The following is a 21,723-nucleotide window of genomic DNA, read 5'->3' on the forward strand; positions in this document are numbered from 1 at the left end:
ACGCGGTGCCGGTCAGAGTTGATCAAGCTGGTTGCGTGGTTGAAACGCCGGGTCGTCCTCAGCTTCCAGCATGGCGTCCACCAAGGCGTCGAAGGGCGCGGCAGCGGTATCCAGGTCCGTGGAAGAAAGGAATCCGGATTCCCCCTGGCCGGCCAGGGCAATCGCGGCAACGGTCTCGCGCTCACCTTCCTCTGCCCAGAGATAGTCGCGGACCAGTGCCACCCCGTGGTCGCCCGCCTTCAGGAAATCGGCCGCGCCCCGTGCCACAGCCAGAAACGCGATGAGATCGTAGAGGCTTTCCGAATACGTCAGCGATCCCGCAACAAAGTGCGTACCAGTGCGGTCATAGGCGGCAACCTGGATATTCTCGGCCTGCGCGGATGCAAGGAAGGCCTTCAATGCGGCGCGATTGTCGGGGTAGCGGGCCAGCAGGGCCTGGCAGTCTATGAGCAGTTCATCCAACGCCTCGTCGCTTGAAGACGCCAGGCATTCACCGTTGCCCAAGCGCCACGGCCCGGCGATGCATCGCCAGTCGGACCATCGGGATGGCGAAGGCAGGGGCGCCGCCAGCCATCTGGAGAGATCTTCGTGGCGCAACTGCAGGCGCAACAGCGCTGAATAAGGCTCTGACAAGGCGATGACCCATCCGGTCTGCGTGTCCAGATGGCTTTTAGCAGACAACGCGCGACCCGCCAACACCCCAGTGCCAGCCTCATGGACTGCGACTGCCGCAGGCGCGGCGCCGGACTATCGCGCAGCCGTTGACCCTCTCACCACGCACCTTCCCGTCATCACCAGTCTGCGTACCGGCAGCTCCGGCATGCGCAAGCGCTCCAGCAGCAGCGACATCGCGGCCCGCCCCATCTCTTCAACCGGCTGCTCGACCACGGTAACCCCGGGTTCGACCAGTTCGGTCCATCGCTCGTTGTCGAACCCTGCCAGCGCCAGCTCTCCTGGAATCGCAAGCCCAGCGCTGCGGGCCGCTTTCAATGCGCCCATGAGCAGCAGGCTGTTGCTGGCGACCAGCGCATCGGGACGCGAAGGACTGGTCAACCACTGCTCGACCGTTGCGATGGCGGCCTCGGCCGTGGGCTCTACCTCGCGGTAGTCCGGTTCCAGCCCGTGCCTGCGCATTGCAGCGATATAGCCGTCGCGGCGTTCGGCCGCCGTGGTACTGGTGCTGCCGAACAGGCCACCGATGCGGCAATAGCCGCGCTCGGCCAGGTGTTCGACCAGGCCCGCCATCGCCGCTGCGTTGTCGAGGACCACGCTGTCGATCGAGCCACCGGGTGCGGCACGATCGACCAGGACCGTAGGGTAATCCAGCGTGAGCCGGTCCAGCCGCCCCACCGTGGTCCGGGTGGGCGCAAAAATCAGCCCACTGATGCGTTCCTCGTGCATCAACTGCAGATACAGCGCCTCGCGCTCGGGGTCCTCATCGGTGTTGCAGAGGGTGACTCGAAGGCCTTCCCGGTACGCGACTTCCTCCACGGCGCGGATCAGCGCGGTAAAGAACGGGTTGCGGATATCGGCCACGATCAGGCCGATGATGCCGGTATGCCGGGCGCGCAGGCGTCTTGCCTGCAGGTTGGGGTGATATCCGGTCTGGCGGATCGCCGCCTCCACCCGGCCGCGCACGGCCTCGCTGACCGGGCCGCCGCCGAGCACCCGCGACACCGTGGACTTGGATACCCCCGCCACGCGTGCGACGTCATTGATGCTGATGCTCACTGGTAACGTTCCCGGAATCGAGCGCTTTTCTGGGCCGGACGGCCCTCCAGCACCATGTTAACGCCAAAGGACTATTGGATTTTTGTGCACTGCACATTGAAATGGCGAGTGGGAACGTTCCCAATACGTCCCAGCCACCCCCTCCGCGGAGCCCCCTTTGTCGCCCCAGACCTCCCCTTCCCCGGCCAGCCGGGAACTGATCCGCCTGGACGCGCGGGCGCAGGACAAAACCGATGCCATTGCCCAGGTCGCGCAGATGCTGGTCGCGGCCGGCTGCGTGGCGCCGGGGTACGAAGCCAGCATGGGGCGGCGCGAAACGCTGGCGAACACCTTCCTTGGACACGGCGTAGCAATCCCGCACGGGCTTGGCGAGGACCGCCATCTGGTGCACCGCGATGGCATCGCCGTGCTGCAGTTGCCGCAAGGCGTGGAATGGAACCCGGGACAGGTCACCCGTCTGGTGGTCGGCATCGCTGCCCAGTCGGATACCCACATCACGGTGCTGCGCCGCTTGACCCGGCTGATCCAGGACGAGTCCACGCTGCAGCGGCTGTTCACCACCACCGAGGCGGGCGAGATCGTGAACGCGCTGGCCGGCGATGTTGCGATTGCCGCCACCCACGCGCCAGCGGTGGATCTGGCCGAGCGCTTCGAATGGACCATCGCCTACCCCAACGGACTGCACGCCCGTCCTGCCACGCGCTGGGCCGAGACGGCGCGCGGCTTCGCGGCCCGCGCGCAGGTCCGCGCAGGCGATCAGGCGGCCGATGCCAAGAGTCTGGTAGCGCTGCTTCAGCTCGGGCTGCGTGAGGGCGATGCCGTGCGTGTTTCTGCCGAGGGCGCCGATGCCCCCGCGCTGCTGGCTGCGCTGCGCAAGGTCATGGATGGATTGGTCGCACAGGAAAGGGCTGATGCCGAGCGTGCAGCCCAGCGCAAGGCAGCAGCCCCTGTCGCCGGGTGGAAACCACCCGAAGCGCAGGCGACGATCATTGGCATCGGCGCCAGCCCCGGATTGGCGATCGGCCCGGTGCATGTGCTGGCCAGCACGCAGGCGGAAGTCACCGACCGTCCTGCCCCGCTTGGCGAGGGCGGCGCACGCCTGCAGGATGCACTCGGCCGCACCCGCCAGCAGCTGGCCGCCCTGCAGGACGACACACAGCGCCGCCTTGGCGCTTCGGATGCGGCGATCTTCAAGGCGCAGGCCGCGCTGCTCGACGACACCGACCTGATCACCCGCACCTGCCAGCTGATGGTCGAAGGCCATGGTGTGGCGTGGTCATGGCACCAGGCCATCGAGCAGATCGCCTCCGGGCTGGCGGCGCTGGGCAATCCGGTGCTGGCCGGGCGCGCGGCGGACCTGCGTGATGTCGGCCGGCGCGTGCTGGCGCAGCTTGACCCTTCTGCTGAAGGTGGTGGCCTGGCGGATCTGCCGTCGCAACCGTGCATCCTGATCGCCACAGATCTGTCGCCTTCGGATACCGCCAATCTCGACACCGGTCGCGTGCTCGGCCTGGCCACCGCGCAGGGCGGGCCGACCTCGCACACCGCCATCCTCTCGCGCACGCTGGGCCTGCCGGCGCTGGTGGCCGGCGGCGCCGGGCTGTTGGCGATCCAGCCAGGCCGCGAAGCGATCCTGGACGGCAGCAGCGGACGGCTCTACCTGTCCCCCTCCGAAGCCGATCTCGCCTCGGCACGCGAATGGATCGCCGAACAGCAGCAGATCCGCGAGCGCGAAGCCGCGCAACGCGCGCAACCCGCCCAGACCCCCGACGGCCACCGTATCGACATCGGCGCCAACGTCAACCTGCCCGACCAGGTGCCACTGGCACTGGAACAGGGTGCGGAAGGCGTCGGCCTGATGCGCACCGAGTTCCTGTTCCTCGAACGTGGCAGTACGCCCAGCGAGGAGGAGCAGTACACCACCTATCTGGCGATGGCCAAGGCACTCGACGGCCGCCCGCTGATCGTGCGCGCGCTCGACATCGGCGGCGACAAGCAGGTGGCGCACCTGGAACTGCCGCGCGAGGAGAACCCGTTCCTCGGCGTGCGCGGCGCGCGCCTGCTGCTGCGCCGCCCTGACCTGCTGGAGCCGCAACTGCGTGCGCTGTATCGCGCCGCCAAGGACGGTGCACGCCTGTCCATCATGTTCCCGATGATCACGTCGGTGACCGAGCTGGTCGCACTGCGCGCCATCTGTGAGCGCCTGCGTGCCGAGCTGGAGGCGCCGGTGGTGCCGATCGGCATCATGATCGAAGTGCCGGCTGCCGCCGCTCAGAGCGACGTACTGGCGCGCCATGCCGACTTCTTCTCGATCGGCACCAATGATCTGACCCAGTACGTGCTGGCGATCGACCGCCAGAACCCGGAACTCGCCGCCGAGGCCGACAGCCTGCATCCGGCGGTGCTGCGCGCGGTCCGCGCCACGGTTGAAGGCGCACGGCTGCATGGGCGCTGGGTCGGCGTCTGTGGCGGCCTGGCCGGCGACCCCTTCGGCGCCATGTTGCTGGCTGGCCTGGGTGTGGACGAACTGTCGATGACTCCGAACGACATCCCGGCGGTGAAGGCGCGCCTGCGTGGCACCGCGATGACCGAACTGCAAGCGCTGGCCAGCACCGCACTGGGGTGCGAAACCGCCGAGCAGGTGCGCGGCCTCGATGGAGCGCGCGCATGACTGCCCGCGCCGTCACCGTGACCCTGAACCCGGCCATCGACCAGACCGTGCGCCTGGCCCGCCTGCAGCCAGGCCGCGTGCATCGGGCCGGCAGCTCCCGCGACGACGCAGGCGGCAAGGGCATCAACGTGGCGGCCTGCCTGGCCGACTGGGGCGTGCCGATCACCGCGCTGGGTGTGCTGGGCGACGGCAACGACGGCGTGTTCCGCACGCTGTTCCGCGAGCGGGGCATCATTGACGGCTGCCTGCGCGTTCCGGGCCATACCCGCACCAACATCAAGCTGGTCGAAGAGGCCAACGGCGAAACGACGGACATCAACCTGCCGGGCCTGGCCGTGGACGCTGCCGGCCTGAACGCGGTGTCGCGCCAGCTCGGCGCCCTGCTCGCGCCCGGCCTGCCGGTCGTGCTGTCCGGCAGCCTGCCGCACGGACTGCCGGCCGATGCATGGGCGCGGTTGCAGGCGCAGGCCGGAACGGCCGGTGCGCGCGTGCTGCTGGACACCAGCGGCGATGCGCTTGCAGCTGCGCTGGACGGCGCGCGGGGCGCGCTGCCCTACGCCATCAAGCCCAACCGCCACGAACTGGAGGCCTGGACCGGCACGTCGCTGCCGGATCGCAGCGCACTGCGCGCTGCAGGCCAGGCCTTGGTCGAACGCGGTGTCGCACTCGTTGCCATCTCCATGGGGACCGACGGCGCGCTGTTCATTGATCGCGCCGGCGCCCTGGTCGCGCGACCGCCGCGTCTGGCCCAGGGCAGCACGGTGGGCGCCGGTGATGCCATGGTCGCCGGCATCGCCGCCGCGCTGTTGGAGCGCTCCCTCGACCTCGCCGCCTGTGCACGACTGGCCACGGCGTTCTCGATGAGCCGGCTGGATAGCGGAGACGCGCGGCGGCTCGATCCGGCGCAGGTGCGCGCCGGGGCCGGCGATGTACTGATCGAGCGGTTGGATTGAAACACCTGCCGGAGGAGCAGCGGTTGGCTTCGGGCCACCCGCGATGCCTCCGGCAAGGACGAACCCGAAGCATTCCAGGAGTTCCCATGCACGCTTCCACCGTAGTCATCGCCGCTGGCGAACGCAGCATCGAGGCGGTACTTGCCGCCGAGGCTCTGCGTCGCGCGGCCCGCCAGCGCGGGCTTGAGCTGATGATCGAAATCCGCAGCGACCAGGGCGTGACCGGCGCGCTGCCCGCCTCGGACGCCGCCTCCCCGACCCAGCTGCTGCTGGTGGGCGATGGCGAGGCAGACATCGCACGCTTCGGCAATGCCCGGATCGTGCATGCCAGCCTGGGCGAGGTATTGGACGATCCGGTCGCCGCGCTTGCACCGCTCGCAGCTGCGCCGGCCAGTGCCCCCGCCACCGGGGCTGGCAAGCGCATCGTTGCCGTCACCTCCTGCCCCACCGGCATCGCTCACACCTTCATGGCAGCAGAAGGCCTGCAACAGGCTGCCAAAGCGCTGGGCCATGCGATCCGGGTTGAAACACAGGGCTCGGTCGGCGCGCAGGATGCGTTGAGCGATGCGGAAATCGCCGCTGCCGATGTGGTGCTGATCGCCGCCGACCGCGAAGTCGATCTTTCGCGTTTCGCAGGCAAGCGCCTGTTCAAGAGTGGTACCAAGCCGGCGATCAATGACGGCCAGAACCTGATCCGCAAGGCGCTGGCCGAGGCCGGCGTGCACGCGGGGACAGCGGCTTCGGGCCGTACCGCAGAAAGGAACAAGAGCACCGGTCCTTACAAGCACCTGATGACCGGCGTGTCGTTCATGCTGCCGTTCGTGACAGCCGGCGGCCTGTTGATCGCCCTGGCGTTCGCACTCGGCGGCATCTATGCCTTCGACGACGCACACAAGGGGACGCTGGCCTGGTCGCTGTTCCAGATCGGCGCCAAGTCCGGTTTCATGCTGATGGTGCCGGCGCTGGCCGGCTACATCGCCTACTCCATCGCCGACCGCCCCGGCATCGCGCCCGGCATGATCGGCGGGCTGGTTGCGGTCAACATGGACGCAGGCTTCATCGGCGGCATCCTGGCGGGCTTCATCGCCGGCTATGGCGTGCACTGGATCAACCGTGCGCTGCGCCTGCCGCGCAGCCTGGAAGGCCTCAAGCCGGTGCTGATCCTGCCGGTACTGGGCACGCTGCTGGTCGGCCTGCTGATGATGTACGTGATCGGCACGCCGGTGGCCGCACTGCTGGCCTGGCTGACCGACTGGCTGCGCGGCATGGAGGGTAGCAGCGCGATCCTGCTCGGTTTGCTGCTGGGCGGCATGATGGCCGTTGACATGGGTGGACCGGTCAACAAGGCGTCCTACGCCTTCTCCACCGCCCTGATTTCCAGCCAGGTCTACACGCCGATGGCGGCGACCATGATCGGCGGCATGACGCCACCGCTGGGCATCGCGCTGGCGACGTGGTTGTTCAGCAACCGCTTCACTGCCGAGGAGCGCGGCACCGCCGGTGCCGCCGGCGTGCTCGGCCTGAGCTTCGTGACCGAGGGGGCTATTCCCTACGCTGCACGCGATCCGCTGCGCACCATTCCTGCGTTGATCCTCGGCTCGGCCGTGGCCGGTGCGATCTCGATGGCCGCAGGCGTCGAGTTGAAGGTGCCGCACGGCGGTGTGTTCGTGCTGCCGATCCCGAACGCGGTCACCCATCTTGGTGTCTACCTGCTGGCGCTGTTGGCCGGCGTGGCGGTCACCGCGATTGCACTGCGCATCCTCAAGAAGCCGGTCACAGCCCCCACCCTGTAAAAGGAACCCCGCCCATGACCTGCCCTTCCTGCCGCCTGGTGCCGGTAGCGATCCTGCTGACCCTGCCCTCACTGGCCGTAGCTGCCAACGCGAGTGATGTCTTCACTCCCAAACTGGCTTACACCGGCGAGGCGGCCGCCACGCTCGATGGTGGCAAGCGCAGCGGCACCGCCTACGCCGGCCAGCTGATGTTCGGCGCCGATGTTGACCTCGACGCTGCGTTCGGCTGGCGGGGGGCCACGATCAAGGCCTATGGCATCAATCGCCACGGCACCAACCTCGCCAACAGCAGCACCGGCAACAGCACCTCGGTGCAGGAAATCTACGGCGGCCAGGGGACCCGCCTGGCCAACCTGACCCTGGAACAGAAGCTGTTCAACGACCGGCTGGTGCTGGAGGCCGGTCGCAGCGTCGCCAACATCCACCACCTCGGGTCGGAGCTGTGCCAGTACTTCCAGGGCAACTCGGCGTGCGGCAACCCGACCTACGTTTTCCGCACCAGCAACTTCACCTGGTGGCCCGTATCAAGCTGGATGGCCGACGCCACGGCCTGGGTGACGCCCGATGTCTATGTCCGCATCGGTGCCTACCAGGTCGATCCCAGCCAGGCCGAGGATGGCCAGCATGGCCTGAAGTGGAATACGAACCAGGCCACCGGCTGGATCGTGCCCTACACGATCGGCTGGCGCAGCCCGGCTTCGGCACGACTGAAAGCCCGCTACGAACTCGGTGGCTGGCAGGACAACTCGACCTATCGCGATCCGCTGCGCGATGCCAACGGCATTCCCGCGCTGCTCAGTGGCCAGGAGTACGCGGCACGCCACGGTCGCTCCGGTGCGTTCGCGCGCTTCGAGCAGCAGCTTACCGGCGATGGCAATGGCCGCGGCCTGACCCTTTTCGGCGCCGCGCTCAAGGGTACCTCCGGGCAGCTGATCGAGGATCACTTCCTGCAGGCCGGGCTTGTGCAGAAGGGCGCGTTCGCCCGCCGGCCGCAGGACAGCATCGGCTTCGTCGTCACCCGGCAGAAGTACAGCGGCATCGCGCTGGAGAACCTCCGCCTGGCCCGCGCTGCCGCCGGCGGCAGCGGCACCCCGCACGGAAGCCAGGTGATGATGGAGCTGAGCTATGGCATCCAGCTCACTCCGCAGCTCAGGATTGCACCGAACCTGCACTACATCGTGCATCCGGACCCGTTCAACGAACCTGCGCGGCAGCGGGACCTGCCGAATGCACTGATCGCGGGCATGCGGGTTGACTGGAACCTGTAGCAGATGGCACGTGTCGGTCAGGCGCGGCCCGTGTCAGGCACCAGGGTCCACAACCGGTCCAGGCGGCGTACCGATACTCCGGAACCAGGGCGATTGCGGGCCCTGGCCGGGCTTCAGCTGCTGTCCGCCACCCACGCCAGTTCGAACGTCAACGCGAGGCGCTGGCCAGGCTCCAGCCGGTGCGGTGCCAGCGTGAAGCCGTCCGGCGGGCCACTCTGCGGTTCGACACAGGTGGCGTGCGGCGCAGCGTCGTAGACCACCCAGTGGTCGTGGTCCGACCTCAGCCGCAGGCGTTGGCCTTCGCGTACCAGCGTGATGTCACCGTCGGCAACGAAGCAGTCATCCCAGGGGCCGGTGGTGGGCTCCACGTGGGGCAGCGTGGCAATACCTTCCCTGTCCCGCGGATACATCGCGCGAGGATTGAACAGCAACCGGTCCGGCTTCCTGAACCAGGGGTGCCAGCCCAGCACCGCCGGCATCGCCTGCTCGCCGGCCTGGACCGAAAGGCGCAGCTGCAGGGTGTGCCCCTGCAACCGCAGTTCCAGCATGGCAATGCCACCGAAGGGCCAGTAGCTGTCGCGCGGCAGCTGCAGCGACACCTCGGCTGCGGCCGCATCCAGCCGGTCGATCTGCCAGGGTCGCGAGAAGCCGACCCCATGGATGGCATGCCCGTCGAAGTTGAGCGGCAGCCGATGCGGCATGCCGTCAAAACGGAACTGTCCACGGCGGATGCGCCCGGCCCACGGCACCATCGGGTAGCAGCCCCAGGCGATCGCCGCCGCCCCGGTCTCCTGCGCGTCCACCAGCCATTCCACGCCCCGGTAACGTAGGTGCGCGATGCGCCCGCCCGCCGCTGCGGCGAGCGCAACCTCCAGTTCGCCGCATCTCAGCCAGTGCAGCTGACCGGCCGGCAGCGGGGCCAGCGCATCATCCCTCGGCAACATGTGCTCAGGCCTCATAGGGATTGATCGTGCGGATGCTTCCGTCCGGCTCCATGTGCAGCGGCGTGCACTTGGCTGAGCGCAGGTGGGTAATGCCGCCGGACATCAGCGCATCGTGATAGAACAGGTACCACTGGCCCTGGAACTGGCAGATGGAGTGGTGGGTGGTCCAACCGACCACGGGGGTGAGGATCACGCCAGCATAGGTGAACGGCCCGTACGGGCTGTCACCCACGGCGTAGCACAGCTGGTGGGTGTTGCCAGTGGAGTACGACAGGTAGTAGCGACCCTGGTACCTGTGCAGCCACGGGCCTTCGAAGAAACGGCGCGCATGGTCGTCCGCACGCAGCGGCTGGCCATGCTCATCCAGGATCTGCACTTCGCGGGTGGGTTCGGCCAGCTCGGTCATTCCAGCATCCAGGCGGCCCACGCGCGGCCCCAGGGCCGGCGCGCCGCCCTCGGGTTCCTCGTGCGCTTCGCTGTACTGGTTGTCACGATACTTCTGCAGCTGCCCGCCCCAGATGCCACCGAAGTACAGGTAGTGGCTGCCATCGTCGTCTTCGAACACGGCCGGGTCGATCGAGTACGCGCCCTTGATCGGCTCCGGCTGGGGTACGAACGGGCCCTCCGGTCGCGCACCGATTGCCACGCCGATGCGGAACCGGCCCTCGGCGTCCTTGGCCGGGAAGTACAGGTAGTAGCGGCCATCGCGACAGGCGGCATCGGGAGCCCACATCTGTTTCCGCGCCCACGGCACGTCGCGCACGTGCAACGCCATGCCGCAATCCACGGCCGCGCTATCGGGCGTATCCATCTTCAGCACATGGTAATCCTGCATGCCGAAGTGGCCGCCTTCATCGTCGAATGGCTGGCCACCGTCGATGTCGTGCGACGGATAGATGTACAGGCGCCCCTCGAATACGTGCGCCGAAGGGTCGGCGGTGTAGATGTGGGTCACCAGCGGTTGCGAAATGGCGTGTGCGCTGAGCTGCGCGAGACGGGCTTCGCTGGCCTGGCCGTCTTCACCGGCAGAGAGGTCGATCATGGTTGTCATCTTGGCGTTACGCGGAGGCGTCGGCGGAACGGCGACGCAGGTGGAGATCCTGCTCGATGCGGGTTTCCGCGCGCTTGTCGATCCGGTAGAAGAACAGCAGCGCCACGGCGAGCAGGAACGGAAGGGAGCAATAGACGCTTACGGTCAGGCGGATGCCCTGCACCACGGCCTCAGGCTGCTGCACCAGGCCTGCCTGGTAGCCGTAGTGGGCAAGGATCGCGGCGACCAGCGCGCCGCCGACACTGAGGCCGATCTTCAGGCCGCACAGCATCGCCGAGAAGATGATCGCAGTGGCCCGGCGATGGTTCTTCCACTCGGAGTAGTCCGCAACGTCCGCGATCATCGCCCACAGCAGCGGGATGGTGATGCCATAGCAGAAGCCATGCAGCATGAAGGCAGCGAAGGCCACCGCCACGCCCGTGGGTGGAAACAGGTAGAAGGCAAGCAGGAACAGGGTCGAGACAAACAGGGCGCCACCGAAGACATCGCGCTTGCCGAAGCGATCCGCCAGCCGCCGTGATGCACCAATACCCAGGATCATGCAGAGGATGCCGCACGCGTTGAACAGGCTGAACGCCGAGGTGGCCGCGTCCTTCGGCCAGGTGAACGCCGCGAAGCCGGCGCTGGCCAAGGCGCCATTCAATGCAGGGATCAGGCCGTTGAAGCCTGAGTTCTCCAGGAAACCGGCCAGCGCCGCTTCGCTCATGTAGTACTGGAAGTAATAGATGTAGGTGCCGCCTTTCAACGCCAGGTTGATGAACACCAGCACGGTCAGGGCCAGCATCACCTGCCACGGGCGGTTGTGCAGCAGGTCGGACAGGTCCTGCACAATGCCGCCGGTCTGCTCGCGCGTCGGCACGATGCGCTCGCGGGTGGTGGCGAAGGTGATCAGGAAGAACACTGTTCCGATCAGTGCGAAGGCGGTCATGACCTGTTCGAAGCCGCGCACCCGGTCGCCGTCACCCAGAATCAGCACCAGCGGCATCAGCAGCACCTGGATGATGAACTGCGCGATCATCACGGCCACGAAGCGGTACGCCGAAAGGCTGTTGCGCTGGGCCATGCTGCCGGTCAGCACGCCGCTCAGCGCCGAGTACGGCAGGTTGTTCGCGGCGTAAACGCAGACCAGCAGCGCGTAGGTGCCCAGTGCATAGATCACCTTTCCGCGCTCGCCCAGGTCCGGGGTGCTGAACGCCAGCAGGGACAGTACGCCAAAGGGGATGGCCGTCCACAGGATCCACGGGCGGAAGCGGCCCCAACGGGTGGACGTTCGGTCAGCCGCAATGCCGATCAACGGCGTGAACACGAACGCTCCCAGCAGGCCCACCACAAAGATGATCGTGGCCGCGGTCGCCGCTGGCAGGCGGTAGACGTCGGTGTAGAAGAATGCCAGGTAGGTGATCAGGGTCTGGAAGATCAGGTTGGCAGCGAGATCGCCCAGGCTGTAGCCGAGCTTCTCGCGTACCGATAGCGCGTGTTCAGTGCTTGCCATGCAGCGGACGTCCTGGAAAAGGAATCTGGTCGAAGGGGAACCGATGCCAACGAGGGCGATCAGTCATGCGCGGGCACCACGCTGAACCTGCCCTGCGCACGTATATCGGCACTGGACGCCCCTACCCTGACCTCGTAGGCACCGGGCTGCACCGCGTACGCCGCACGCGCTTGGTCATAGTGGCGCAGGGCCTGCGCCGCCTGCAGGGTGAACGTCACCGTGCGGCGTTCGCCCGGGGCCAGCTGGACGCGCTGGAAGCCACGCAGTTCCTGCACGGCATCGCCGCTGCCGGCGTGTTCGCGCCGCACGTACAGCTGTACCACTTCATCACCGCTGCGTGTGCCCGCATTGGTCACATCCACCGTCACGCCCAGGCGGCCATCGGCGCCGATGGTGTCCGCATCGAGGCGGAGCGCTCCATAATCGAAGCGCGTGTACGAGAGTCCGTGACCGAACGGATACAGCGGCGTGCCGCGGAAGTAGCGGTAGGTGCGGCCCTCCATGGCGTAGTCGTCGAATGCCGGCATCACTTCGCCGGCCTTGTAGAACGTGACCGGCAAGCGACCCGCCGGATTGACGTCGCCGAACAGCGCCTGGCCGACGGCGGTGCCGCCGCGCTGCCCGGGGTACCAGCTCATCAGGATCGCCGGCAGATGCGCCTGCGCCCAGTCCACGGCGATGGCTGAGCCGCCGGTGAGTACCATCACCACCGGCTTGCCGGTGGCGTGCAGGGCCTCCAGCAGGGTGCGCTGCGGCGCGGGCAAGCGCAGGTCGGTACGGTCGCCACCGGCAAAACCCGGATAGTTGACGGTCATCTCCTCGCCTTCGACATCGCCGGTGAGTCCACCAACGAACACCACCACATCGGCCTCGCGTGCGGCATCGAGCGCTTCATCGAACGGCGCCTTGGCACCGGGCATGCGCCACCCCAGGCGCACGCCGGCATCGCGCTGGTCGTCGTAGTACTCCAGCTTCAGGTCATAGGCACGCCCCGCCTGCAGGTCGAGTTCGACACCCTCGGCATGCAGGCGATCCGTGTTCACCCAGTGATCGATCACACGCTTGCCGTCCAGGTACAGACGGTAGCCATCATCGCCGGCCACCTCCAGCCGGTAACGACCGGACACGGGGGGCAGCAGCTGGCCACTCCAGCGGATGCTGAAGCGGTCGTCGGGAATCCCCTGCCCCGGTGCCGCTTCGCCGCGTGCCAGCAGGTTGTCGGTCGGCGAGCCGCGGTCCCAGCGGAAGCCGATCTGCGCGTCGGTACGTACCAGGGCCGGAGTGCCAGACAGGTCGGGCGTGCGGAAGTACTCGCCGCGCAGGCCGCGCTCGGGCGAGTCCGCTGAGGGCCGCAGGAAGGTCGGCTCGATCAACGGCGTGGCACCGGGGTCATCGCGCCCTTCCACCAGGTCCACGCCACGCGCATACCGCACCTCAGCGCCCTTGGTCGCCTCGCGTATGCCCTGCAGGATCGTGACCGGCGCGGCCGGTGTGCCGAAGTAGTTGCCGAGCAGCGCCATGGTGTCGTCGGCGGTGGGTCCAACCACGGCAATGCGCCTGGTGTCGCGCGACAGCGGCAGGATGCCATCGTTCTTCAGCAGCACCAGCGATGCCTGCGCGGCCTTCAGGGCAAGCGCATCATGGGCCGGCGCCTGGTTCACCGAGGCCGGAATGCGCGCCCAGCGCACCCGCTCCGGCGGATCGAACATGCCCAGGCGCATCCGTGCGGTGAACAGGCGGGTCACCGCATCGTCGATCTCCGCTTCGCTGATCAGTCCCTGGCGCACTGCCGCAGGCAGCGTTGCGTACTCCTGGCCGCATTCCAGCTCGGTGCCGTTCCTGACCGCCAGCGCCGCGGCGGCTTCGCGCGTGGCAACGATATGGTGGTGCTTCCAGATGTCGACGATGGCCCAGCAGTCCGAGACCACGTAGCCCTTGAAGCCCCAGTCGCGTCGCAGCACATCACGCAGCAGGAAACGGCTGGCGCTGGCGGACTCGCCGTACACGCGGTTGTAGGCGCCCATGACCGCATCCACTTCGCCTTCCTTCACCAGCGCTTCGAACGCCGGCAGGTAGGTGTCATACAGGTCGCGCCGGCTCGGGCGTGCATCGAAGTGATGGCGGTCGGCCTCCGGGCCGCTGTGCACGGCCAGATGCTTGGCGGTGGCGTCCAGCTTGCGGTAGACGGGGTCGTCGCCCTGCAGGCCGCGTACGAAGGCCACGCCCATGCGCGCGGTGAGGTACGGATCCTCGCCATAGGTCTCCTGTCCGCGCCCCCAGCGCGGGTCGCGGAAGATGTTGACGTTCGGCGACCAGAAGGTCAGGCCCTGGTAACGGCCATGCGCGCCTTCTCGGAGGAACTGGTGGTGCTTCGCGCGGGCCTCGTCGCTGATGGTCGTGGCCACCTGCCCCATCAACGGTACATCGAAGGTCGCGGCCAGGCCGATTGCCTGCGGAAACACCGTGGCCTGCCCCGCCCGTGCGACGCCATGCAACCCCTCATTCCACCAGTCGTAGGCGGGCACTCCCAGCCGTTCGATTGCCGGTGCAGCATTCTGCATCTGCGCGGCCTTCTCTTCCAGGGTCATCTGCGCGACGAGTGCGGCGGCCCGTTGCTCGAAGCTTGCCGAGGCATCCAGCCAGGGCCGTGGCGCGGCCGCGGCCGCGGACGCCGCGGCCGCCACGCAGGTGAGGACGAACAGGGTAGCCCGGCCACGCCACGTGCGGCGGCGGGTCCTGGACGAAATCGACAGTCTCATTTGCTTCTCCCGGTGCGCTCGTCGCGCGCGAAGGGACCCAGCAGTGCGCCCACGAAGCCGCCTGCCCGGTCCGTACTCAGAACGGTGCCGTCCACGTCGCCCGCGAGCAGTTGCCAGCCCTGCCCGTCGCCGGTGTCGAACGAGAACGCGTAGTCGCCCTCGTTGCCGGCAATCTTCAGGCGCAGTGCTGCAGACGCCGGCACTTCATGGCTGGCCAGCGTCCGCGTGCTGCCCCCCCCGTCACGCGCTTCGAGAAAGAGCGAGAGGCGCCCCCCGCCAAGGTCACGAACGCCGAGGAAGTACCAGTACGCCTCGCTCTGGAACGCCGCCAGACCGGCGGCGACACCGGGGGCTGGCGGGGTCATCGCGGTGCTCGCCTCGAAGCGCAGATGCTGCTGGCGCCGGCCGAGAAATGCCGGATTGCGCAACGTGTCCAGATCCTCGGCAAGCGGGTGCACGGCCAGCATCCCGGGGCGCTTGTGCAGGTCAGCCCAGGCATGCCTGGGCACGCGCACGCGCAGCCACTGGCGATCGAGCGCTGGGCCATCAAAATTGTCGCGCGCCACGAAATTGCCGGTCGACGGGGCCTGCGATGCCTCGCCCTGCATCCATGACGGCGCCTTGGCCACGTAGGGAATGGCCTGGTCGGTCGGCAGGATCTGCGGCCAGCCATCCTGCCATCGCACCGGCAACAGGTAGGTCTCGCGCCCGGTGTTGTAGTGGCGCTTCTGATAGTTGCGGCTGGCCAGGAACACCGCCCACCACGAGCCATCCGGGCCTTCGACCAGGTCGGCGTGGCCGGCATTGGTGATCGGCAGCGGACGGTCGTCCGGCAGCTCGCGCTGGGTCAGGATCGGATTGCCCGCATAGGGAACGTAGGGTCCCCACACCGCGCGGCTGCGCAGCACCACCTGCGAATGCTGCGGCCCGGTACCCCCTTCAGCGTCGGACAGGTAATACCAGCCCTCCCGCTTGTAGATATGCGGTCCCTCGATCCAGATCGGATTCTTCGCCGGCTCCACGCCTCCATCAACCAGCACCCGGCGTGGCCCAACCGGCGTGAACGCCGGCAGATCGATCTGCTGCATCCAGATGGCGCGGTGCCCGTCGTAGCGCGGCGGACCGGGCGGTGCATCGTTGTTGATCAGGTAGACCTTGCCGTCGTCGTCGAAAAACAGTGATGGATCGATGCCATCGATGCCGGGCAGCCAGTGCGGATCGGACCACGGCCCGGCCGGGTCGCGCGCCGTGGCAATGAAGTTGCCACCGCTGTCGGTGGCGGTGGTCACCACGTAGAAGACCCCGTCGTGGTACTCGATGGTGGGGGCAAAGATGCCGCGCGACACGCTCAGCCCGTCGAAATCCAGCTGCGTGGGGCGGTCAATCACGTTGCCGATCTGCTTCCAGTGCACCAGGTCAGCACTCTCGAACACCGGAATGCCGGGGAAGTAGGTGAAGCTGGAATTGACCAGATAGAACCGGCCGTTCGCGCGCACGATGCTGGGATCGGCATGGAAGCCGGCCAGTACCGGATTGCGGTAGTGCCCGGCCGGCAGCGGCACTTCAAACGCCTGGTCATTGCCGCGGTACTCGAACCAGTCGAAGTACACCGGCGGAGCGTCCGGCGGCGCGCTGGCCCGGGCGGCTGCGGCCGACAGCAGGAACACTGCCGCCAGCAGCCGGCGCGCCATGGATCTCAGGCCAGCCCTGTCGCGGGCCACAGGGGACTTCGTGGACAACGTCATCATCGTCGGGCCTCGGCTTCGGCAATGGGAAGTTCGAACGGGCCGGCCGGCGCCCCGCTGCGATCGCGCAGCGTGCACACCGGGCCATCGGCCCAGCAGTAGCGGACATGCGTTGCGCGCGTCGACAGAGGGCCTCGCAGCAGGATCCGGCGCGCATCCAGTTCGGCTTCGGCGTACTCGCAGTGGTGCGCATGGCCCCTGGCCTCGCACAGTTCAAAGCCGATCGGACGCAGTGCGCCGGTCGCGGTGAGCGCGCCTTCGACATCCTCGAACGCAATGGCGACGGCCGTGGGCGTCCGCACGGCGGTAACCGCCCGCGGACCTGACGGTGCCAGATCCTGCTCGCCGTACACCACCTGGCGGGCTACGCGCGCCAGGCGGCGCCCGAGCTCCTGCTTGTTCGGTGGGTGGATGTCGTAGGCATCGCCGATGTCGATGGCGATGGCGAGCCCGCTCTGCGCATCCTCGGCGGCGACGCGCCGCTGCGACTCGCGCACCTGCGCCCAACCGCTGTCGGCGGGCGCAACCGGCGGCTGGCCATAGCTGGCCAGCTGCGCGAACAGCAGTGGCGTGCGCTCACCGAACTGACGCCGCCAATCGTCGCGCAGCGCACGCAACCGCGCCGCGTACGCCGCGCCATCACCGGTGTTCGATTCACCCTGGTACCACAGCATGCCGCGCAGCCCGAAAGCGCCGAGCGGTGCGATCATTCCGTTGTACAGCGTCGACAGCCCGGTGGCGGCCTGCCAGGGGGCAAATGGCGGCGCCTGTTGGCCCGGCGCGACCCGGTACTTCCACGGACCCTGCAGTGCCACCCGCTCACCGTTGTCGAACTGCAGGCCGTATGCCGTGGCGGGGCCGGCCAGGCCGCCTTCGCCGTAGGTGTCCAGCACGTTGACCGCAATGCTGTTGGATCCTGCCTTCAGCAGGCCACGTGGCAACGGGTAGCGCCTCTTGCCGGCGCCGTACTGGCTGCCGACGGCGACCCCGTTCACCCAGGTCACGTCCACCTCGTCGGCCGATGCCAGCTCCAGGGTCGCGCCGCGTGCAGCCTGTTCAGCGCTCAGCATCACCTGCGTGCGATACCAGACCATGCCGTTGTAGTCGGCAAGCGCGGGCTCGTTCCAACGCTCCCATGCGCCCAGTGTGGCCGGTGCGCGCGGCCATCCTCGGTCATCGGCATCCGCGCGCCATGGGGCGTCGCCGGGCGGCGTGCCCTCGCGTGTGGCCCACCAGTGCTGCCAGTAGCGGCCCCAGGCTGCGCGTGCCTCCAGCGGATTACGCGCAGACCGCGCGAGAATATCGAGTGCCTCGTCCAGGCTATCCTGCCCTCGCAGTGCACCCACGCTGGTCCAGGCCTCGATCCGCGAGCCCCCCCACGCCGCCTCGATCAGCCCCATCGGCACGTCGACGGTGCGCTGCAGTTCGCGCGCGAAGTAGAAGCAGGTGGCGGAGAAATCGCGCACCGTATCAGGCGTTGCCGATGTCCAGGCAGTGCTGCCGTTGAAGCTCTCCTGTGCCTGCACGGCGGCGTGCTGCGGCACGGTGAACAGCCGGATCCGTGGCATCGTGGCTGCGGCGATCTCGCTGGCTGCGTTGAGCGAGCGCCACACCGGCAGCTCCATGTTCGACTGGCCCGAGCACAGCCACACGTCGCCGACCAGCACGTCGCGCGCCATCTCCCGACGCGTCCCGGCGTTTACCTCCAGCGTGTACGGACCGCCCGCGGCCACCGGGGGCAGCATCGCCTGCCAGCGGCCTGCGGCGTCCGCCCGGCTGCTCACCGCCTGCCCGGCAAACGTCACGGAAACCGGCTGCCCGGGGCCTGCGTGCCCCCAGACCACAATGGGCCGGTCACGCTGCAGGACGGCGTGATCGCTGAACTGCGGATGCAGCAATCCCGCTACTTCCCGCGCCGCGGCCGGCATCGCCACCACTACCGCAGCCATCATCAACAGCGCGCACCCGACCGCTCCGAACCTGCTCATCGGCCATCCCCCGGTGCGAACGGAAACTGCAACGCCTGGTAGTACGACAACGGATGCGGCGGCGGCCGCTCGCCGGCGGGCAGCGGCCGGCCACTGAGCGACTGGAAGTACGCCACGCTGGCGTCACGCCACCATTGCGCTTCGTCGTGCTGGATCTGCAGGAACGCCGCGACGTGCCGATGCCGCTGCGGATCGATCCGGTCGCGCAGGCCGGCCCAGGTCGCCTGCATCGACTGCACCTGGCGCACGCCGCGCGAATAGCGCCCGACCAGTTCCTCCCAGAGCGTCCTGCCCGAGCGCATGCGGCGGTCCCACGGCACATGATGGAACCACAGCAGCAGCGACTCGGGCACCCGCTCGGGGTCGCCATAGACCTCGGCGACCTGCGGGGCGTACTGGCCCACGGCGTTGCTTCCGCCGGCGCTGCGGTCAAAACCGATGCCCTTGCTATCTGCGCGGTGGTAGTAGACCGACGTCCAGTCCGCACGCGGGCCGCCGTCCACCCAGGGGCCGGGGCCGTAGTGATGGCCGCGTGCCATGAGGTGATGCAGGCCCAGCGGCGTCATGTAATCCACTGCCGCCTCGCGCGAGTCCATCATCATCCGCACGATCGGGCCGGTCACCTGCGGGTCGGGCGAGAAGGTCAGCGCTGCCCAATCTTCGGCAATCGCGCGCGCGGATTGCTGCGGGTTCCATGCCAGTCGGCCGAAGGCGTACCAGTTGGCCTGGTCGAAGTGCGAGCCACTCCAGGTACGGTCCATGCCGATGTTGGCGACGCCGGCGATACCGGTCAGTGCGTGGCCCTCCAGCGAACCATCGACCACGCGGGCAACGGTGGAGCCTTCGCCGCGGGCATGCGTGTCGGCCTGCAGCACTTCCTCGTAGAGCGTTCCCAGGTAGACCAAGTGCGTCGCAAAACCCAGATATTCCTTGGTGATCTGCAGTTCCATCATCAGCGGCGTGCGTGGCATCGCGCCGAACAGCGGATGGAACGGCTCGCGCGGCTGGAAGTCGATGGGGCCGTTCTTCACCTGCACGATCACGTTGGGCCGGAAGGCGCCGTCCAGCCCGACAAACTCGCTGTACGCCTGCTTGGCGCGATCTTCGGGGACCTCGTGCGAATACACGAAGGCCCGCCACATCACCACGCCGTTGTAGGGCGCCAGCGCGTCGGCCAGCAGGTTGGCGCCGTCGGCATGGGAACGACCGTAATCCTGCGGGCCGGGTTGCCCCTCCGAGTTCGCCTTGACCAGGAAGCCGCCGAAATCCGGAATGTGCGCATGGATCTCATCGACCTTGTCGCGCCACCAGCGCCGCACGCCGGGATCCAACGGGTCAGCCGTCGCCAGGCCGCCGAGCTCGATGGGCGCACTGAAGCGTGCGCTCAGGTAGACCCGGATGCCATAGGGGCGGAACAGATCGGCCAGCGTGGCGGCCTTGGCCAGATAGGCCGGCGACAGGCTCAGCGCATTGGCGTTGACGTTGTTGAGGACGGTGCCGTTGATGCCGAGCGAAGCGTTGGCACGGGCGTAGTCGGTGTAGCGCGGGTCACGCCATTGCGGCAACGTCTGCCAGTCCCACAGCGAGCTGCCCGCATAGCCACGCTCGACGTAGCGGTCCAGGTTGTCCCAATGGTCGAGCACACGCAGTGTGACCCGCGGCGACTCCCGAACGTCCAGCCCCTGCAGCGGCATGCCACGCTGCAACAGGCGCAGCAGGTGGAACGTGCCATACAGCACGCCGACATCCCGGCGTGCCGCCACCAACAGCACATCGCGCCCCCCGGTCCGGACCTGCCGGATCAGGAAGCCCTCGTCGCCCAGCGTGACAACCTCGTTGCCGATCGCGGCGACCAGCGCCGAGGACTGCGGCGTACCCAGCACCAGGGCATGGCCAGTACTGATTGCCGTTCGCATTGGCGGCGCCGCTCCGAGCAATCCAGAAAGGCTCCGCGCAAGCTCGTCGCGGGTGGCGCGCTGCATTGGCGTGCGATCCGGGGCCACCACTTCGGCCAGTTGCCGCCGGTAATCGGCAGCAACCGTTGCGGCAACCGGCTGGTAGCGCATCCACAGCCCGTAGCCATCCTCCGCCCGTCCCCCGCCAGCACAGGCCAGCAGTGCGAGCACGGCGCACAGGCGCGTGCCGACAGTACGCAACAACGGCGTTAACATGCGCTTTTGTAGACTACGTCCGGGCCCGGGGCGGCGCATCATCGTCCTTCGCACCCGCGCGGCAGCGCCACCAAGAACAAAGGGATCGTGCATTGGACAAGCCGAAGAAATCGGTTCGCCGCAGAACCGCAGGCGTGACGATCGACGAGGTTGCGGCCCTTGCCGGCGTTTCGCCGATGACCGTGTCGCGGGTGATCAACCAGGGCAAGGTGCGCGACGTCACCCGCGAGCGCGTGCTGCGCGCCGTGCGCGAGCTGGGCTATACGCCCAATCTTGCCGCCAGTTCGCTGGCCGCCGCACAGCACACGCGCATTGCGCTGATCTACACCAACCCCAGCGGCGCCTACCTGCGCGAACTGCTGGTGGGCCTGCTGCGCGTCGCCTCCAGTTCCGCCATCCAGCTGGTCATCGACTACTGGGACAACCTGGATGCCGAATCCGAACGCAGGGCGGCGCGCGCGCTCGCCGGACGCGTCGACGGGGTGATCCTGCCGCCGCCCCTGTGCGAATCGCAGGCCGCCGTAAGCGAACTGGTCAAGGCTGGCATTCCGGTGGTGGCCATCGCATCGGGGCGCCTGAGCGAGGCCCTGTCCTGCGTCCGCATCGACGATTTCAGTGCGGGCAGGGAAATGACCGATCACCTGCTCCGGCAGGGACACACCCGCATCGGTTTCATCCGTGGGCGCGATGACCTGAGCGCAAGTGCGCTCCGCTACGACGGCTTCGTCACCGCCCTGCGCGAGGCCGGGCTGGCGGTGGAGCCTGGCCTGGTCCAACACGGTGACTACACCTACCGGTCCGGCCTCGCTGCCGCCGAAAAGCTGTTGTCCCAACGCCGCCCACCGACCGCAATTTTCGCCAGCAACGACGACATGGGTGCCGCGGCCATCTCCGTCGCGCATCGGCGCGGGCTGGAAGTGCCGCGCGACCTGTCGGTCGTGGGATTCGATGACACCTCGGCCGCCACCACCGTGTGGCCGGAACTGACCACGATCCACCAGCCCATCGCCTCGATGGCCAACGCGGCCGTCGACATCCTGCTGCGCACCATCCGCCGACCGGCGGGGGACGCAACGGTGCTGCGCGATCATGTGATGCCGCATCGGCTGATCGCACGCGGTTCGGTCGCCGCGCCGCCCCGTGCGCGGTAGCGCAGG

The 21,723-nt window shown here is 68.0% G+C and carries 14 protein-coding genes; 5 read left to right on the plus strand and 9 right to left on the minus strand.

Features of this window, described 5'->3' with window-relative positions:
- Positions 1–12 precede the first annotated feature (12 nt).
- A complete protein-coding gene (locus ACSDHM_RS09215) occupies positions 13–699 on the minus strand; it encodes a hypothetical protein (protein WP_439426897.1) in 687 nt (228 codons plus the stop codon).
- A gap of 48 nt (positions 700–747) precedes the next feature.
- Entirely contained in the window at positions 748–1,731 is a 984-nt protein-coding gene (locus ACSDHM_RS09220; protein WP_088497165.1) for a LacI family DNA-binding transcriptional regulator, read from the minus strand.
- 157 nt (positions 1,732–1,888) lie between these two features.
- Between ACSDHM_RS09220 and ptsP the strand changes: the two genes are divergently transcribed.
- The 4 genes from ptsP (at position 1,889) to ACSDHM_RS09240 (ending at position 8,416) form a co-directional block, all read left to right on the plus strand.
- Entirely contained in the window at positions 1,889–4,402 is a 2,514-nt protein-coding gene (gene ptsP, locus ACSDHM_RS09225; RefSeq protein WP_439426898.1) for a phosphoenolpyruvate--protein phosphotransferase, read from the plus strand.
- Positions 4,399–5,355 carry a 1-phosphofructokinase family hexose kinase gene (locus tag ACSDHM_RS09230; protein ID WP_438914590.1) on the plus strand — a complete coding sequence of 319 codons (957 nt, stop codon included), beginning with the start codon at positions 4,399–4,401 and terminating at the stop codon, positions 5,353–5,355. Before ptsP ends, ACSDHM_RS09230 begins: the two co-directional genes overlap by 4 nt.
- An 86-nt stretch (positions 5,356–5,441) precedes the next feature.
- On the plus strand, positions 5,442–7,148 hold the full coding sequence (locus tag ACSDHM_RS09235; protein ID WP_111007733.1) for a PTS fructose transporter subunit IIC: 1,707 nt from the start codon (positions 5,442–5,444) through the stop codon (positions 7,146–7,148).
- A gap of 14 nt (positions 7,149–7,162) precedes the next feature.
- Positions 7,163–8,416, plus strand: coding sequence for a carbohydrate porin (locus ACSDHM_RS09240; RefSeq protein ID WP_439426899.1), 1,254 nt, complete (start codon positions 7,163–7,165; stop codon positions 8,414–8,416).
- 113 nt (positions 8,417–8,529) lie between these two features.
- Here ACSDHM_RS09240 and ACSDHM_RS09245 read toward each other — a convergent pair whose 3' ends face one another.
- From ACSDHM_RS09245 to ACSDHM_RS09275, 7 genes are read right to left on the minus strand one after another with little or no spacing between them, the layout of a single operon-like run.
- Positions 8,530–9,375, minus strand: a complete 846-nt coding sequence (locus ACSDHM_RS09245; protein WP_439426900.1) for an aldose epimerase — start codon at positions 9,373–9,375, stop codon at positions 8,530–8,532.
- Positions 9,365–10,402 (minus strand): glycoside hydrolase family 43 protein, encoded by a 1,038-nt coding sequence (locus ACSDHM_RS09250; RefSeq protein ID WP_439426901.1) that lies wholly within the window; start codon positions 10,400–10,402, stop codon positions 9,365–9,367. Before ACSDHM_RS09250 ends, ACSDHM_RS09245 begins: the two co-directional genes overlap by 11 nt.
- Before the next feature lie 16 nt (positions 10,403–10,418).
- The gene (locus ACSDHM_RS09255; RefSeq protein WP_439426902.1) at positions 10,419–11,903 is read right to left on the minus strand and encodes an MFS transporter; all 1,485 of its coding nucleotides are present in this window, start codon (positions 11,901–11,903) and stop codon (positions 10,419–10,421) included.
- Between the two features lie 59 nt (positions 11,904–11,962).
- Complete coding sequence (locus tag ACSDHM_RS09260) at positions 11,963–14,662, minus strand: glycoside hydrolase family 3 C-terminal domain-containing protein (protein WP_439426903.1); 2,700 nt, start codon at positions 14,660–14,662, stop codon at positions 11,963–11,965.
- The gene (locus tag ACSDHM_RS09265) at positions 14,659–16,353 is read right to left on the minus strand and encodes a glycoside hydrolase family 43 protein (protein ID WP_439426904.1); all 1,695 of its coding nucleotides are present in this window, start codon (positions 16,351–16,353) and stop codon (positions 14,659–14,661) included. The genes ACSDHM_RS09260 and ACSDHM_RS09265 overlap by 4 nt, the downstream gene beginning before the upstream one ends.
- A gap of 53 nt (positions 16,354–16,406) precedes the next feature.
- The gene (locus ACSDHM_RS09270) at positions 16,407–18,395 is read right to left on the minus strand and encodes a sialate O-acetylesterase (RefSeq protein ID WP_439426905.1); all 1,989 of its coding nucleotides are present in this window, start codon (positions 18,393–18,395) and stop codon (positions 16,407–16,409) included.
- Entirely contained in the window at positions 18,392–20,566 is a 2,175-nt protein-coding gene (locus ACSDHM_RS09275; RefSeq protein ID WP_439426906.1) for an alpha-glucuronidase family glycosyl hydrolase, read from the minus strand. Before ACSDHM_RS09275 ends, ACSDHM_RS09270 begins: the two co-directional genes overlap by 4 nt.
- Positions 20,567–20,658: 92 nt before the next feature.
- Here ACSDHM_RS09275 and ACSDHM_RS09280 point away from each other — a divergent pair, with 92 nt between their 5' ends.
- Positions 20,659–21,717 (plus strand): LacI family DNA-binding transcriptional regulator, encoded by a 1,059-nt coding sequence (locus ACSDHM_RS09280; RefSeq protein ID WP_353762575.1) that lies wholly within the window; start codon positions 20,659–20,661, stop codon positions 21,715–21,717.
- Positions 21,718–21,723: the final 6 nt, after the last annotated feature.

Origin of the sequence: Stenotrophomonas sp. T8 (genome assembly GCF_051853085.1) — a bacterium.
Taxonomy (GTDB): domain Bacteria; phylum Pseudomonadota; class Gammaproteobacteria; order Xanthomonadales; family Xanthomonadaceae; genus Stenotrophomonas; species Stenotrophomonas sepilia.